This is a genomic window from Bacillus sp. T2.9-1, from assembly GCF_950097965.1.
In the GTDB taxonomy this organism is placed as follows: domain Bacteria; phylum Bacillota; class Bacilli; order Bacillales; family Cytobacillaceae; genus Niallia; species Niallia hominis.
Map to the genome: position 1 here is coordinate 131,775 of NZ_CATNHG010000001.1, position 14,402 is coordinate 146,176.

General features: G+C 37.0%; 21 protein-coding genes. 2 read left to right on the forward strand and 19 right to left on the reverse strand.

Features of this window, described 5'->3' with window-relative positions; genetic code table 11:
• Nucleotides 1-12: 12 nt before the first annotated feature.
• From flgL to QQZ16_RS00690, 19 genes are all read right to left on the reverse strand, one after another.
• A complete protein-coding gene (gene flgL / locus QQZ16_RS00600; RefSeq protein WP_235252094.1) occupies nt 13-900 on the reverse strand; it encodes a flagellar hook-associated protein FlgL in 888 nt (295 codons plus the stop codon).
• A gap of 11 nt (nt 901-911) precedes the next feature.
• The gene (flgK, locus tag QQZ16_RS00605; RefSeq protein ID WP_235252095.1) at nt 912-2,453 is read right to left on the reverse strand and encodes a flagellar hook-associated protein FlgK; all 1,542 of its coding nucleotides are present in this window, start codon (nt 2,451-2,453) and stop codon (nt 912-914) included.
• A 13-nt stretch (nt 2,454-2,466) separates the two neighbouring features.
• Entirely contained in the window at nt 2,467-2,961 is a 495-nt protein-coding gene (locus tag QQZ16_RS00610) for a flagellar protein FlgN (protein WP_235252096.1), read from the reverse strand.
• A 180-nt stretch (nt 2,962-3,141) separates the two neighbouring features.
• Nucleotides 3,142-3,408: a flagellar biosynthesis anti-sigma factor FlgM gene (gene flgM, locus QQZ16_RS00615; RefSeq protein ID WP_235252097.1), complete on the reverse strand. Its 267-nt coding sequence runs from the start codon at nt 3,406-3,408 to the stop codon at nt 3,142-3,144.
• A gap of 196 nt (nt 3,409-3,604) precedes the next feature.
• Nucleotides 3,605-4,003 carry a TIGR03826 family flagellar region protein gene (locus QQZ16_RS00620; protein WP_235252098.1) on the reverse strand — a complete coding sequence of 133 codons (399 nt, stop codon included), beginning with the start codon at nt 4,001-4,003 and terminating at the stop codon, nt 3,605-3,607.
• A 13-nt stretch (nt 4,004-4,016) separates the two neighbouring features.
• Nucleotides 4,017-4,709 (reverse strand): ComF family protein, encoded by a 693-nt coding sequence (locus QQZ16_RS00625; RefSeq protein ID WP_235252099.1) that lies wholly within the window; start codon nt 4,707-4,709, stop codon nt 4,017-4,019.
• Nucleotides 4,706-6,205 carry a DEAD/DEAH box helicase gene (locus QQZ16_RS00630; protein ID WP_235252100.1) on the reverse strand — a complete coding sequence of 500 codons (1,500 nt, stop codon included), beginning with the start codon at nt 6,203-6,205 and terminating at the stop codon, nt 4,706-4,708. The genes QQZ16_RS00625 and QQZ16_RS00630 overlap by 4 nt, the downstream gene beginning before the upstream one ends.
• Complete coding sequence (locus QQZ16_RS00635) at nt 6,165-7,199, reverse strand: nuclease-related domain-containing protein (protein ID WP_235252101.1); 1,035 nt, start codon at nt 7,197-7,199, stop codon at nt 6,165-6,167. Before QQZ16_RS00635 ends, QQZ16_RS00630 begins: the two co-directional genes overlap by 41 nt.
• A gap of 138 nt (nt 7,200-7,337) precedes the next feature.
• Nucleotides 7,338-7,508: a hypothetical protein gene (locus tag QQZ16_RS00640; RefSeq protein WP_284560972.1), complete on the reverse strand. Its 171-nt coding sequence runs from the start codon at nt 7,506-7,508 to the stop codon at nt 7,338-7,340.
• Nucleotides 7,509-7,510: 2 nt separating this feature from the next.
• A complete protein-coding gene (locus QQZ16_RS00645; protein ID WP_284560973.1) occupies nt 7,511-7,651 on the reverse strand; it encodes a hypothetical protein in 141 nt (46 codons plus the stop codon).
• The gene (locus tag QQZ16_RS00650; protein ID WP_284560974.1) at nt 7,635-7,766 is read right to left on the reverse strand and encodes a hypothetical protein; all 132 of its coding nucleotides are present in this window, start codon (nt 7,764-7,766) and stop codon (nt 7,635-7,637) included. Before QQZ16_RS00650 ends, QQZ16_RS00645 begins: the two co-directional genes overlap by 17 nt.
• A 32-nt stretch (nt 7,767-7,798) precedes the next feature.
• Complete coding sequence (locus QQZ16_RS00655) at nt 7,799-7,960, reverse strand: hypothetical protein (RefSeq protein ID WP_284560975.1); 162 nt, start codon at nt 7,958-7,960, stop codon at nt 7,799-7,801.
• Complete coding sequence (locus tag QQZ16_RS00660) at nt 7,923-8,228, reverse strand: hypothetical protein (RefSeq protein ID WP_284560976.1); 306 nt, start codon at nt 8,226-8,228, stop codon at nt 7,923-7,925. The genes QQZ16_RS00655 and QQZ16_RS00660 overlap by 38 nt, the downstream gene beginning before the upstream one ends.
• Nucleotides 8,212-8,415 (reverse strand): hypothetical protein, encoded by a 204-nt coding sequence (locus QQZ16_RS00665; RefSeq protein ID WP_284560977.1) that lies wholly within the window; start codon nt 8,413-8,415, stop codon nt 8,212-8,214. Before QQZ16_RS00665 ends, QQZ16_RS00660 begins: the two co-directional genes overlap by 17 nt.
• Nucleotides 8,378-8,560, reverse strand: a complete 183-nt coding sequence (locus tag QQZ16_RS00670) for a hypothetical protein (protein WP_284560978.1) — start codon at nt 8,558-8,560, stop codon at nt 8,378-8,380. Before QQZ16_RS00670 ends, QQZ16_RS00665 begins: the two co-directional genes overlap by 38 nt.
• Nucleotides 8,561-8,766: 206 nt before the next feature.
• Nucleotides 8,767-9,606, reverse strand: coding sequence for a DegV family protein (locus QQZ16_RS00675; RefSeq protein WP_284560979.1), 840 nt, complete (start codon nt 9,604-9,606; stop codon nt 8,767-8,769).
• Between the two features lie 148 nt (nt 9,607-9,754).
• Nucleotides 9,755-9,904 (reverse strand): sporulation histidine kinase inhibitor Sda, encoded by a 150-nt coding sequence (gene sda, locus QQZ16_RS00680; RefSeq protein ID WP_081836754.1) that lies wholly within the window; start codon nt 9,902-9,904, stop codon nt 9,755-9,757.
• Between the two features lie 213 nt (nt 9,905-10,117).
• Nucleotides 10,118-10,804 (reverse strand): response regulator, encoded by a 687-nt coding sequence (locus QQZ16_RS00685; RefSeq protein ID WP_031540586.1) that lies wholly within the window; start codon nt 10,802-10,804, stop codon nt 10,118-10,120.
• Between the two features lie 26 nt (nt 10,805-10,830).
• A complete protein-coding gene (locus QQZ16_RS00690; protein WP_031540587.1) occupies nt 10,831-11,970 on the reverse strand; it encodes a sensor histidine kinase in 1,140 nt (379 codons plus the stop codon).
• Between the two features lie 550 nt (nt 11,971-12,520).
• Here QQZ16_RS00690 and QQZ16_RS00695 point away from each other — a divergent pair.
• The gene (locus tag QQZ16_RS00695; RefSeq protein WP_235250672.1) at nt 12,521-13,153 is read left to right on the forward strand and encodes a YigZ family protein; all 633 of its coding nucleotides are present in this window, start codon (nt 12,521-12,523) and stop codon (nt 13,151-13,153) included.
• A gap of 123 nt (nt 13,154-13,276) precedes the next feature.
• Nucleotides 13,277-14,344 carry an LCP family protein gene (locus tag QQZ16_RS00700; RefSeq protein WP_235250662.1) on the forward strand — a complete coding sequence of 356 codons (1,068 nt, stop codon included), beginning with the start codon at nt 13,277-13,279 and terminating at the stop codon, nt 14,342-14,344.
• Nucleotides 14,345-14,402 lie beyond the last annotated feature (58 nt).

Consider the following 14,402-nt stretch of genomic DNA (forward strand, 5'->3'; position numbering starts at 1 on the left):
CGTTTTTGGATATTATTTTAAAAAGTCAATCAAAGATGTTTGAATCAATTTTGCTCCTACACTTAAAGCAGCATTATGAACACTTTCTTGAACAGCTAAATTTGTGATAGCTACTTCCATATCAACATCTTCATTATCTGATATTACTTTATTTGCCAATATTTCTTGAGCATCAATTCTAGTTTCAACCAACTCAAGACGATTGGTTCTTGCTCCAAGATCAGCTTTTTCAGCATTCATGGAGTTAATGACACCATCTAAACGCACTAGTAAATCATCCAATCCCTCAGTATCATTATTAGCCATCTTATATTCAATTTCTTGAAGTACATCAAATGTTTCTTGGTTAAAAGTACTTGGACTAATATTAGCTTTCATCTTAATCCCTTGGGAAACCTCTACATTATAATTATCAATTGAAGCATCACTGATATTTGAGGCTACAGTTGGTGGAGATCCACTTGTCACTAAAGGATTCGTTACATCAGTTCCATGGAAAATATATTTACCATTTACCTTTGTATTAGCAACATTTATTAAATCTTCCTTTAATTGTGTGATTTCTTTAGAAATAGCTGATCTTTCATCTTCTCCATTAGTGTCACTTTTTCCTTGAAGCAAAAGCTCGCGAACACGATCAAGCCCGCTTGTTGCTTGCTCCAGTCCTGCCTCTGAGTTATCCATCCATAAATGAAGTTCGGAAAGATTTCGCTTGTACTGTTCGACTTGATTTAAGTTGGAACGGTAGTACATTCCTTTCATTGCAACTACTGGATCGTCAGATGGCTTTGTGATTTTTTTACCGGTTGCAACCTGATTATTTAGTTCTGCTAATTTATTATAGCTATTGCTAATATTGCGAAGAGAATTTGCTGAAACCATTGATTGTGTAACACGCATTATTTATTCACCTATCTTCCACCGACACCCATGCCGTTAATAATTTTGTCTAGCATTTCATCCATTACGGTAACCATTCTTGCAGATGCATTATATGCTTGCTGGAATTGGATCATATTGCTCATTTCTTCATCTAACGAAACAGAGCTCACACTCATTCGTCTGTTATCAACTGTTTGTTGGAGTGTAGCAGAATTAGAAGTCATCTTATTCGCTTCTTGTGCGCTAACTGCCATACTTCCGATAACTCCTTCAAAATAGTTGCGGAAATTAGACTGCTCTAAGTTATTGCCATAATCATAATTATTATTGAAGATGTCTGCTAATTTGCTCACATAGGTTGCATCCCCAAGCGTTGGATTAGACGGATCTGCATTAACAATGTTATCTAAGCTATTCTTAATATCTTCTGAAATCGTGATTCTGCTTGCAAAGCCTTCTCGCTCTCCAATGCTTCCACTTTCCGAATCAGCAAAGAAAGAAATCGCCTGGTCCCCATCAGTTATTTCATTGGGGCTCAAACCTTCTTCATGCACCTTGTTAAATTCTGTTGCAAACGTATAAGCAAGATTATCTAATTCTGTTAACATATCATTATATATTCCTGCTAATTGTCCATTTTCATCCTTGTAACCATAGGATTCTACGACACTCTTTAATTTTCCAGTAGAATTGAAGTTATTAATGTCAATTACTGTATCGCCAATAGAAATCGACTCAACAGCTGTATCATCCGCATTGTGGTTTACTTTTATTTGATGGACACCATCCGTATCCACTAAGGTACCAAGAGTATTTCCACTATCATCCACTAAAGTTACTACTGCTTTTCCTTCTGCTTGTGCTAAAGCATTTCCGCCTGAAGCCTCGTAGCTAACTTTAATATTGGCATATTGGGATAATTCATCAAGGATGCTATCTCTTTTATCATATAAATCATTTGGCAAATAGCCATTGGGTTCCACACTGCCAATCTGCTTATTTATTTGGTCAAGCTGTGAAAGCAAGGTATTCATTGCTTTTTCCGATACGCCTAATTCATTTTTTGCATCTGCCTTTTCTGCTGAAACGGTTTGATGTAAGTAGTTAAATGTTTCTGCAACAGCAATACCGCGCTGACGAACAACAGCACGAGCGCCTGCATTTTGTGGGTCAACGGCCATGTCTTGTAGAGATTCCCAGAAAGAATCCATCGCTGCAGCTAAACCAGAATCTGAAGGCTCGTTCATAATCGTTTCCAAATCACTTAATGCTGCAGCACGATTTTCCCAGTAACCAAGCTTGCTGGATTCTGAGCGATACTGTGTATCAAGAAATGTTTCTCTCACACGTACAACGGAGCCAGCTTCCACTCCTGTTCCCATTTGACCTGGTATCATCGGAGCATTTTGCCCAACAGATGGAAAGCTTTGTGATTGCTGCAAGTCCACTCTTTGCCGAGTGTAGCCAAGTGTATTTGCATTGGCGATATTATTTCCTGTCGTATATAAAGCACTTTGTTGTGCAGTCAGTCCACGTCTTGCGGTTTCTAATCCCATAAACGTTGAAGCCATTTTCTTTCCCCCATTATGCCTTAATATTTAAAATGCTATTTCCTTGTTTTCCAATCGTGTTTGTACGAATATTATTACCGCTCGGCTTACCGTAATTAATGCTTTTCTGCGTCGGCTTAAATAAATTTAAGGAAATATTGACAAATTGCATGGATTGCTGAAGAAGCTGTTGATTCAATGAATTTGTTTCTTTTAAATCCATGATGATTTCTTTTAGTTGAATGGCAATTCCAGCTATATTCGCCGCAGCTTCAGAATCAAGATGCTTGACGCAATCCATCACAGAAGGATCTGGAACATTGACAACAATTCGTTTCGAGATGGTCATCCTTGCTTCTTCTAGCTTTTGGATACTCATTATATGAGCTTGTTCATCCTTCATTATTTGCTGAAGGGCTTCCATATCGCCAACCTTAATTATTTCCGTCTTCTTTTTTGCCACTTCATGTAAACTTTCATGAAGTTTTACAAGCTTGTCTAACGTCTGCATTAATAATGTAGCTGACATGTTAGCCCTCCTTTTTATATGAAAGTTGTTTCAGTAAAGTTTGTTGTTATAACCCGCAGCCTGAATACACTTCGCTTTCCATGGGAGTCTACGTGTATTATGACTTAGTAGTATTTCTACTGAGAATATACCTCTATTGAAAAAGCAACAAGCTTTTAGAAAACAGCCTTTATGGATGAATTAGTTTTTGGAATAAAAGTTCAAGATGCTTTTTGCTACATCCTGTGGATTTACTTCATATGCACCACTTTGTACTTGTTTCTTTAGTGCGTCAATTTTCTCCGTGCGGGCTGCAGAAACTTGGGAAACTTGCTGTAGTTCTTTTGCGGCTGCAGAAATTTCCACTTTATCTGCTCCCTTTGTTCCTTCCGCTTTATTGGATTGTTCGACTTTGTTTACTTTTTTATATGGGTTAATGCCCTGTGTCCCAAAATTATTGATTTTCATTGTGTATTCCTCGCTTTCTTTCCCGTACAAGTTTTATTCTTATTACTAGTATCGGATGATTAGCGTTTTATTTAAACATTTCCTTCTACTTTTATAAAAATACGCCAAAATAACTACTTTTCAAATAGCTTATATGAATATCTTCCTAGAGGGGATAGTAGGTTGTAGGTTGCGCCGAAGGGAATCGGCGCTTTGTTTATCGAGTAAAATACGTGTTCCTTTTTTCTAACTCTTTTTTTCGTTCTTCTTCTTTTTCAATGACATGCAAGTCACTCTGTATTCCTGTCATACATGGCTGACAAAGCTTTCCTTCGCGAATAATCGTTCCACACTTTGCACAAGGGTATCCAAGATTAGGAAATTGAGCAAGCTTAATTCTGCCTTTTTTTATAAATTTATATATCAGCGTTTTTTCTACACCCGTCGCTTCTACTACTTCCTCCATTTGCGCTGTGCGGTTCTGTTTTTTTCGAATAAATTGGTAGACCTTTTCGAAATCTGCTTCTTCTTGCTTATAACAATTTAGACACACATCACGAATATTATTTAACACATAAATATCTCCACATTGTGGACAATTCCCTAGTTCTGCCATCCATGGTTCCTCCTCATCTTGCAATCGTAAAGGAAGTGATGGACTTTGCTCCCGCTTCCTTTAATACTTTCGCCGCATTTCGTAACGTCGATCCTGTAGTATATATATCGTCAACAAGGAGAATATCTTGAGCCATAATCGACTCTTTCTGTTCTAGTTTAAAAATATTTTCGATTTGCAATCGCTCTTTTCTTGTTTTTTTTGACTGTTTCTCACTATGTAACCGGACCATACAGTTCAAATAAGGGACTTTAGCATAGAAAAGAACTGCTTCTACTTGATTAAATCCTCTCTCGAACAACCGTTCCTCACTTAATGGAATAGGAACCACTACCTTGTTTTTTGCAAAATCTTTCGGTAAAAAAGAGACAAAGGATGCTGCTATTCGAAAATCCCCTCGATACTTAAACCGAGCGATTGTTTCTTTTAAAAAATCATTATATAAAAATAACGATTGGTTTGCTTCCAGTATTCCTTTCCACTCTGCTGATTCATTCCATCTTCGGCAATCATGGCATACTCCTTCCTCCACATGAGCAGCATCAAGCAAGTCGAGGGGACGACCACAAATCTGGCAGGTTTCTCCCATAATTACTTGAAGCTTTTCCTTACATCCTATGCATAAATAACCTTCTGGCTCTTTTGATAAAAGATATGTCCAGTTAAAATCAGGAGTAACAGGCGTTAAGCAAATCACACAAATCATAGAAAAAGCATCCCCCTTTGCCTTGCTTCCTTATTGCTTTTCATAATTTGTTTTCGTGCAGAAACCATGCTATTTGTTTTTCCATAGTGAAAAAAAGTAATCGTTCCATCAGGAAATTCTTTTTTCCTTCCTACCCTCCCAGCAATCTGAACAAGGGCACTTTCTGTGAAAATTTGATTTTCCGCCCCTAACACAGCAACATCTACATTTGGAAAAGTAACCCCTCTCTCTAAAATAGTTGTTGTAATGAGCAAATCGACCTCTTTCTTCCGCATTTTTTGCACCTTTTCTTTTCTGTCTGGGTCTTCTGCATGAACCGTTTCTAAACTGCCAACTATTGATTGCAAAAGGATTTTTACTTTTTCCATATAATGAATTTTCGGGACAAATAAAAGCATTGGCTTATTCAGCAGAACACGTTCTTGCATCCAATTAACAACTGACGCAGGGAGCTTGTCCTTGTTCAGTCCCTTTTCCCAATTACCACACCACTGGAAGTTTGGTACAGGCAAGGGAAATTGATGGAAGCGCGCCGGAATCGTAACATAATCAATCTTGTTTTGCCTGCATTTTTCCTGCCAATTTTTATCAGGGGTTGCCGTTAAGTAAATAAGCGTGGAAAAATCTTTTCTCGCTTTTTGCACAGCATACTGAAGCGATTTGTCTACAGAGTAAGGAAAGGCATCCATCTCATCCAAAATAACAAGATCAAATGCCTGTTGATAACGAAAGAGCTGGTGAGTCGTGCTTATTGTAAGTGGACTAAAATGATGGCGATTTTCACTACCACCAAAGACAGGCAAAACCTTTATCTCTGGGAAAACTTCCTGTAATCGAGGGGCCAATTCGAGGACAACATCAGTACGAGGAGTAGCAATGCAAACACGTTGATTTTTTTGCAATGCTTTTTCAATTCCCTTGAAAAGTATCTCAGTCTTGCCAGCTCCACACACTGCCCAAATTAAAAGCTCAGATTTATTTTCAATAATGGAAACCATTTTATCTGATGCTTCTTGCTGTCCAGGTGAAAGTGTCCCGCTCCATTGCAAAGCATTGTCTGAAGTATCTTGATTCAACTGCGGCCCACACCAAGTAATTAGTGGTGTGCATTCACTAATTCTTCCCATCATGATGCAATTGCGACAATATGTGCATATCTCTTTACACCGTGCACATGGAAAACTGTCAAACAGCTCCTGATTCTCATTGCCACATCGTCTGCACATATATTTATTGCGAGCATTTTTATCAATGCCCTTCAAGTAAGAACAATATCCATTTTCATAATGGGCTTGGATTTCTTCTTGGGAAAAAGGAATTTCATCAAGTAGTAAGGCCTTGCCTTGAAGTGTGGATTGTAGAGATGGGTTAAATGGGTAATTTTCTTTTTGTGGAAGTTTGTTGAGTTGAGTTTTTGAAATATCTGCTATTCGGTAAGCATGTGTGGGATTAGTTTTAGTAGGAATTAGCAGATTGTCTTTTATATAAAACCGCATTGGTTCCTCCTATTTCTGATTTAAAAAGGTTTAAAGATAAGTGATGGACAGTCTTTTTACCCGTTCCAGTCACTTTCAGGTTTAATTTTGCTAGTATTCTTGATGATGTGTATATAGATTCTATTTGTAAAAATTCCCTAAGTTGAGAATTGGTAATCTGTTCCCCGAAAAGAAAGTAGTAGTCTTTTAAATTAGGTATCAATAATTGACGTTCCTTCTGTTTGCACCCAGTACAATACCAGTGTTGCATATGTTTTTTCATCAAAAATTGATTGCAGCCTTCGCATTTTATACCAGTAATAATATCTTTTTTATCAACCTGATATTTATGCAAAATCTCAGTATCTAAAGGAGTATGCTGTCTTTTTAACCCTTTGATCAATTTCTTTCTCTCATTTGATGGAAGGAAGGTCGGTTGGTAAGAAGCAGTTAGTTTAGGAATTAATTCTGGTAAATATTCTTTATGAATTAAAGTATTTTTAAAGGTTTGAATTTGAGTTGGGGTTAAGCGTAAAATCGACTTGGTATTACTAAACACAACGAGGGGATAGATCGGTATGTCGGGGAAATGATGGACCGCTAGCCAAGTCTTGAGTTGCCTTGTTAGCCGATTTACTTGAAGAATAGGATCTGGGAAGGCCTCTTTTTCCTCGCCTTTTATTCGTATCATTTGATGCAAGTCTGTATCAAAGTATAGTTCACCGACTATGTTTTTCACCTCGATGATTAACGCATATTTTGCATGGAGGACTAATACATCAATTTGGAAAAAATGCTTTCCATCCCAAAGCCGTAAATCATGAAGAATAAAATATTCCTCGTCTGGTAAAAAACTAAGTGGGAAGTCAACAGCTTTCTCTCCTCTGTAACCCGCCAGTTTCCATTGATAATCTTGATTAATCAAAGAAATATTAGGATGATTTGCCTTGATCCTAGAGAGTAAAGCTTCTAATTGGAGCGCTCGATATGGATATTCAATTGGTTTAACAATCAATTAATCACTTCCTTTACATTTTATATTGCATTATTCTTGGAGCTCGGCGAAAATTCCTGCTTATTTTAGAAAAATGTTGGGGCTATTGAAGAGTTAATTTATTTTGATGCTTTTTTACGGGCATGATGGGGGCCAGACTTAGTTTTCGCTTGTGGTTTTTCTACTTTTACTTGCGACTTTTTCACCTTTACTTGCGACTTTCCCACTTTTACTTGCGGCTTTCTCACTTTTACTTGCGCTTAACACCTTTTCTTGCGGCTTTTTCACTTTTACTTGCGACTTTCTCACTTTTACTTGCAACTTCTTCACTTTTACTTGCGCTTCCCACCTTTACTTGCAACTAATTCACTTTTACTTGCGACTTGCCCACCTTTACTTGCAACTTTCCCACTTTTACTTGCAACTTCTTCACCTTTACTTGCAACTTTCTCACCTTTACTTGCGCTTAACACCTTTATTTGCAGCTTTTATACTTTTACTTGCGACTTTTTCACCTTTACTTGCGACTTTCTCACTTTTACTTGCAACTTTTTCACTTTTACTTGCGCTTCCCACTTTTACTTGCAACTAATTCACTTTTACTTGCGACTTGCCCACCTTTACTTGCGCTTAACACCTTTATTTGCAGCTTTTATACTTTTACTTGCAACTTTTTCACCTTTACTTGCAGCTTTTACACTTTTACTTGCAACTTCTTCACTTTTACTTGCGGCTTTCACATCTTTACTTGCGCTTCCCACCTTTACTTGCAACTTTTTCACCTTTACTTGCAGCTTTTACACTTTTACTTGCAACTTCTTCACTTTTACTTGCGGCTTCCCCACCTTTACTTGCGCTTTCCACTTTTACTTGCGACTTTCTCACTTTTACTTGCAGCTTCTTCACTTTTACTTGCGGCTTCCCCACCTTTACTTGCGGCTTTCCCACTTTTACTTGCAACTTCTTCACTTTTACTTGCGGCTTTCCACTTTTACTTGCGACTTTCTCACTTTTACTTGCAGCTTCTTCACTTTTACTTGCGCTTAACACCTTTATTTGCAGCTTTTATACTTTTACTTGCAACTTTTTCACCTTTACTTGCAGCTTTTACACTTTTACTTGCAACTTCTTCACTTTTACTTGCGGCTTCCCCACCTTTACTTGCGGCTTTCCCACTTTTACTTGCGACTTTCTCACTTTTACTTGCGCTTAACACCTTTACTTGCGACTTCCCCACCTTTACTTGCGACTTCCCCACCTTTACTTGCGACTTCCCCACCTTTACTTGCGACTTCCCCACCTTTACTTGCGACTTTCTCACCTTTACTTGCGACTTTCTCACTTTTACTTGCAACTTCTTCACTTTTGCTTGCGCTTAACACCTTTATTTGCAGCTTTTATACTTTTACTTGCAACTTCCCCACCTTTACTTGCAACTTCCCCACTTTTACTTGCAACTTCCCCACTTTTACTTGCAACTTCCCCACCCTTACTCCAACTCCCCCACTCTCACTCACCCGCACCCCAATCAATCCCCAACACAAAAAACCCCGATTCTCACCAAGAACCGGGATCACGCATAACTTTATTATCTTTTCTTCATCCACCCAAGACCCATAGAACCTTCACCTAAATGGGTTCCAATTACAGCACCAAAGTAGCTTAATGAAAATTCAATGTTTGGGAATTCTTTCTCTAGTTCCGCTTTCCATTCTTTTGCTTCTTCTTCCCGATTAGCATGGATAATGACGGCGTAGTAGTTGTCGCCATTTGTTGCTTCTCCCAAAAGCTCTACAATGCGCTTCATTGCTCTTTTTTTTGTGCGGATTTTTTCAAATGGGACGATTAATTTATCTTTGAAATGAAGTAATGGTTTAACTTGAAGGAGGCTTCCTATTATTGCTTGGGCACTTGATAGGCGTCCGCCTCTTTGAAGGTTAGACAAATCGTCTACCATAAAGTAAGCATGGCTTGTTTCTTTCAATTCATCTAGAATTGGGATTATTTCTGCTGCTGATTTCCCTTCTTGGACCAACTTTGCAGCTTCAATTGTATAAAAGCCTTGTACCATACAACTCACTTCTGTATCATATGCAAAGACTTCTAATCCTTCTACCATGGATCCCGCAGAAATAGCACCTTGGTATGTACCGCTTATTCCACTTGATAAGTGAATGCTGATTACTTCATCATAATTTTCAGCTAGCTTTTCAAATAGCTCCACAAACTTTCCAATTGGTGGTTGAGAGGTAGTTGGCAGCTCCTTCGTTTTAATTTCTTCATAAAATTCGGAAGCTTTTAAATCTCTTTCTTCTTCATACACTTCCGTACCGAGAATCACCGTCAACGGAATCATATGTATATTATACTTTTCCCTCACTTCTTGAGGAATATAAGCTGTACTATCTGTAACAATAGCTGTTTTCATCCAATTAATTACCTTCCTTATCTATTCGTTTGTCTATCATTTTAACTAAAAAAGAGTTTACTTGCATTATTTATTAACTCTATTATAATGCACAAAAAGAGGAATTAATATGGAAATTTAAAAGGCAGGGTAAATAAAGCAACAGATTTTATTTTGGAGAGGAGTGAGGAACTGAAAGATTCCTTCTTTTTAGTTCAGCAAGGAGGATCATGATGAACTCTTCCGCTAGCTCTAACTTTACAGCATCTGTATATGCTTTTAATAGGGCTGGATCCGAAATTCTGTTTATTCCATTCATTGCAATCCTCCCATCACTAAAGAAATTTATACTTATCTTATCAAGAATTGCAATAAAAATATAGGTGAAAACACCTACAACTCGCAGAATTTTATGACAGATTTTCAACAAATAAGTAGTAATTTTCAGAATAACAAAAGGAAGTCTTCTTTTATTTTAAAAATAAAAAGGAGCTCCTCAAACCATCTAGTGATTCAGGTAACTCCTTTCTTTTTAACGAACTTCTACCCAACCGTTTTTAATCGCAACAACCACTGCTTGTGTACGGTCATTTACATTCATTTTTTGCAAAATATTACTTACATGGTTTTTAACCGTTTTTTCACTAATAAATAGTGCTTCGCCGATTCCTCGGTTACTTTTTCCATCTGCCAGAAGCTGTAAAACTTCGCATTCACGTCTCGTTAATAAATGTAATGGTCTTCTAATTTCTACTACTTGTACATGATGTTCATCTGAATAAGCATTTTCTAATGCTAAACGACGATATTCATTTACTAAATTATGCGTTACTTTCGGATGAAGATAAGAACCTCCATCTGCAACTACTTTAACAGCTTCAATTAGTGCATCTGCATCCATTTCTTTTAACAGATAGCCGCTTGCTCCTGTTTTTAGGGCATGTGTTACGTAGTTTTCATCATCGTGTATGGATAAAATAATGACCTTTGTTTCAGGAAATTTCTCTAATAATTGTCTTGTTGCCTCTACTCCATTGATAGAAGGCATGTTTATATCCATGATGGTTACGTCTGGTTGGTATTCTTCGATTAGCTGAATGGCTTGTGTGCCATCATCTCCTTCAGCTACAACCTCGAAACTTGATTCGAAGTCAAGAATTCTTTTTACCCCTTCTCTAAACAATTGGTGATCATCAATAATAACTATCTTTGTAGTCAACTGCTCCGCCTCCCTTTTTTTCTTTATCATCTAATAGGAACGTTGATCATAACAATGGTTCCAACCCCGAGTTTGGAATCAATGGTTATTTCTCCATCAAGGAGTTGTACTCTTTCTCGCATCCCAATTAAGCCAAAGGATTCTTCCTTCTTCTGATTCTTATCGAATCCTTTCCCATTATCCTTAACTAAAACGATAATTTGATCTCTTCGTAATTCTACTTTTACCGTAATATTAGATGCTTCTGCGTGCTTTAAAGCATTTTGTACGGATTCTTGAACTAACCGAAAAAGTGCAACTTCATATTTACTTGGAAGTCTTGCTTCCTTCCCTATTGTGGCAAACTCGATTTTTGTCGATTCATGATACTCTTCTATTGTTTTCAGATATTTTTTCAACGTTGGAATGAGGCCCAAATCATCTAAAGCCATCGGGCGAAGATCGTAAATAATTCTTCTTACTTCATATAACGCGCTTCGAACCATAACTTTTAAATTTCTGATTTCTTCAAACGCCTCTTTTGCACCACGCTCTTTATATATTCTTTCCACTAAATCAGAACGCATCATAACATTTGCCATCATTTGAGCTGGTCCATCGTGTATCTCCCGAGAAAGTCGCTTTTTCTCTTCTTCCTGAGCACCGATAATTTTCAGGCCAAAATCCTGCTTTTGCTTGGCGTCTTCTATTACTTCGCCAACCTGTTTCAAATCACTAACCAAATAATTCATGACGACAGAAATTTGCGTAACCAGATGCTCAGCCCTCTCGATTGTTTCATCTAGTCCTAACAATCGGCGTTCCAAATCATCTCTGCGCTCACGATATTGCTTTTCAAGATGCCGATTCATGCTTAAATCCATTTGCAGCGTATGTGCTCTTTCATAAGCTTCTCTTACTTCCGCTTCTGAGTATTCATTAAAATGCTTACTTACTTCTGACAAGCGCTTACGAGCAAATCGAGACTGGATTTCTAGCTCGTCTCCTTTTTCTATCGTTTCTAACACAAGTACTTTCATTTCTTTTAATTCTTCGGTAAGGGTTTCATAATCTTGTCGACATTGTTCTCCGATACGAAAAATTTCGTCCTTGCTGGAACCAACAGTCTGAATCATTTGTTCCACAATATAATCTAACGTTTTTGTGTCAAATTTCCTTATTAACATATATAATTCCTCCAAAAAGGCTAAAACCCTTCCAACATCCATTCTTATTTTAGCTTGAAAGTTAATAATATGTATAATTCATTATAAAATAAATGAAAATCGTTATTTAGACACATATCCCCCTGTTCAAAACCATGTCTTAAGACCTAACAATTCCAAAGATTGCTGTGAAAAAGTATGTAAAAATTCGCTAATATAATTTTATCCTATTCTAAACGAAAAACAAAGAAAAAGAAATATATATAGGTTAGAACATGAACACAAGCCGCTCCATGTAGAATAGCCCATTCCATATGTAGCGGGTCTTTTCGAGCATGGAGTTTTACTTATTATATCACGCTTGCTAAATCACTATATTAAGATTTGATTACAAAGAGAACAATAATTGAAGAATAGACCTTGTCGAATTATAATGAAATAAGACTAATTATCGATTTTCCTGTTTTTTTTCGAAAAGCTTAATCGATACACCCGTCTTTATAGATAGAAAAAATTAATCGCACTTTAAACAATGGACGGTTATAAAGACATAATGAAAGGAGCTTTCAGTATGCTTCCTTCCTATCTAACTGTGCCTAGCTACGGAGAATACGAGCTAATTATACAAAAATCGCGGTTTATTGCACATATTGCGCGAACAGAAACAGAAGAAGCTGCACAGGCTTTCATAGGAGAAATAAAGAAAAAACATAAAGACGCAACACATAATTGTTCTGCTTACTTAATTGGAGAGCATGACCAAATTCAAAAGGCAAATGATGACGGTGAACCAAGTGGCACAGCAGGAGTACCCATTCTTGAGGTGCTCAAGAAAAAAGGTCTAAAAGATACTACCGTTGTTGTAACAAGGTATTTTGGTGGGATCAAGCTTGGTGCTGGAGGACTTATTCGCGCTTATGGAAAAACAACCTCAGAAGGCTTGACAAACGTAGGCATCATCGAAAGAAAATTAAAGCAAATAATCAGTGTTTCCATCGAGTATCCTTTACTTGGTAAAATGGAAAATGAATTACGGTCCTCAAACTATCAAATCAAAGACATTCACTATTTAGAAAAGGTTGAAATCGAAGTCTTTGTAGATTCAGATCAAATCGAAAACTACAAAGCGTGGATAACAGACTTAACGAATGGACAAGGTATTATGACAGACAAAGAAAAGATTTATGCAGAAAATTTTATTTAATTTTTTTCACCATACAAAGAAATACCTAATATAGCCAAAAAATGCTAATTTACGGAACCGATATTTATCGTTAATATAGTATATAGCTTTTGGTGGTATTTTTTATTTACAAAGGAGAAACTTATGGCAAATAAATCAAGAGAAACATATATAAAGGATAATAAGAAAAAGAAACGAAAAAAAGCAAAACTTTTTATTTTTGTTCCTCTGCTTGTTATTATTTTAGCAGGCATTGGTTATGGAGCAACTCTCTATTCAAAAGCAAAATCAGTTGCAGATGATTCATATGAACCAATTGATCGTGATACAAAAAGGGAAACTAGAGTGGACCCAGATATCGACGATGTTTCCATTTTATTTATTGGAGTAGACGACAGCGAAAAGAGATCAAGTCAATCTGGAACAACACGTTCTCGTTCCGATGCCTTAATGGTTGCTACTTTAAATGAGAAAGAAAAGTCCGTTAAATTACTAAGCATTCCACGTGATTCTTATGTATATATTCCTGAACGCGGCTATAAAGATAAAATTACCCATGCACATTATTTTGGCGGAGTTACATCTACTTTAGATACTGTAGAAAATTTACTAGAGATTCCAATTGACTATTATGTAAAAATGAACTTTGACGCTTTCATGGATGTTGTTGATGCTTTAGGTGGTATTGATGTCGATGTTCCAGTTACTTTTACAGAGCAAAACTCAAAAGATAAAGCAGGAGCTATCCATCTAGAAGAAGGATATCAAGAATTGGACGGAGAAGAAGCACTTGCCCTTGCTAGAACAAGAAAAATTGATAACGACATTGAGCGTGGAAAAAGACAACAGTTAATCATGCAAGCAATCATGAAAAAAGCTATTTCAGTAGAAGGAATTACAAAATATTCAAAAGTAATGGAAGCAGTAGGAAGCAATATGACAACCGATCTTTCATTCAGCGATATGCAATCATTAATTGCCTATGCAACAGCAGACAATGGTTTACAAGTAGAGACACTTACATTAACAGGTTATGACGGCCGAGTTGACGGCAAATATATTTATGAATTAGATGAAGCAGCCTTAGCTGAAACAAAATCCATTCTTCAGCAGCATTTAGGTGTGAGCAGCAGTCTTTTTTCTGACTCTGACAGTTCAACTGAAACACCAACAGAAACAGATACAACAACAGATTCTTCCGCTTTAAACTAATCATTTATATCTGACATGCACCTTTTCCATTCGTGCATGTCCTTTTTTTTTTGCAAAA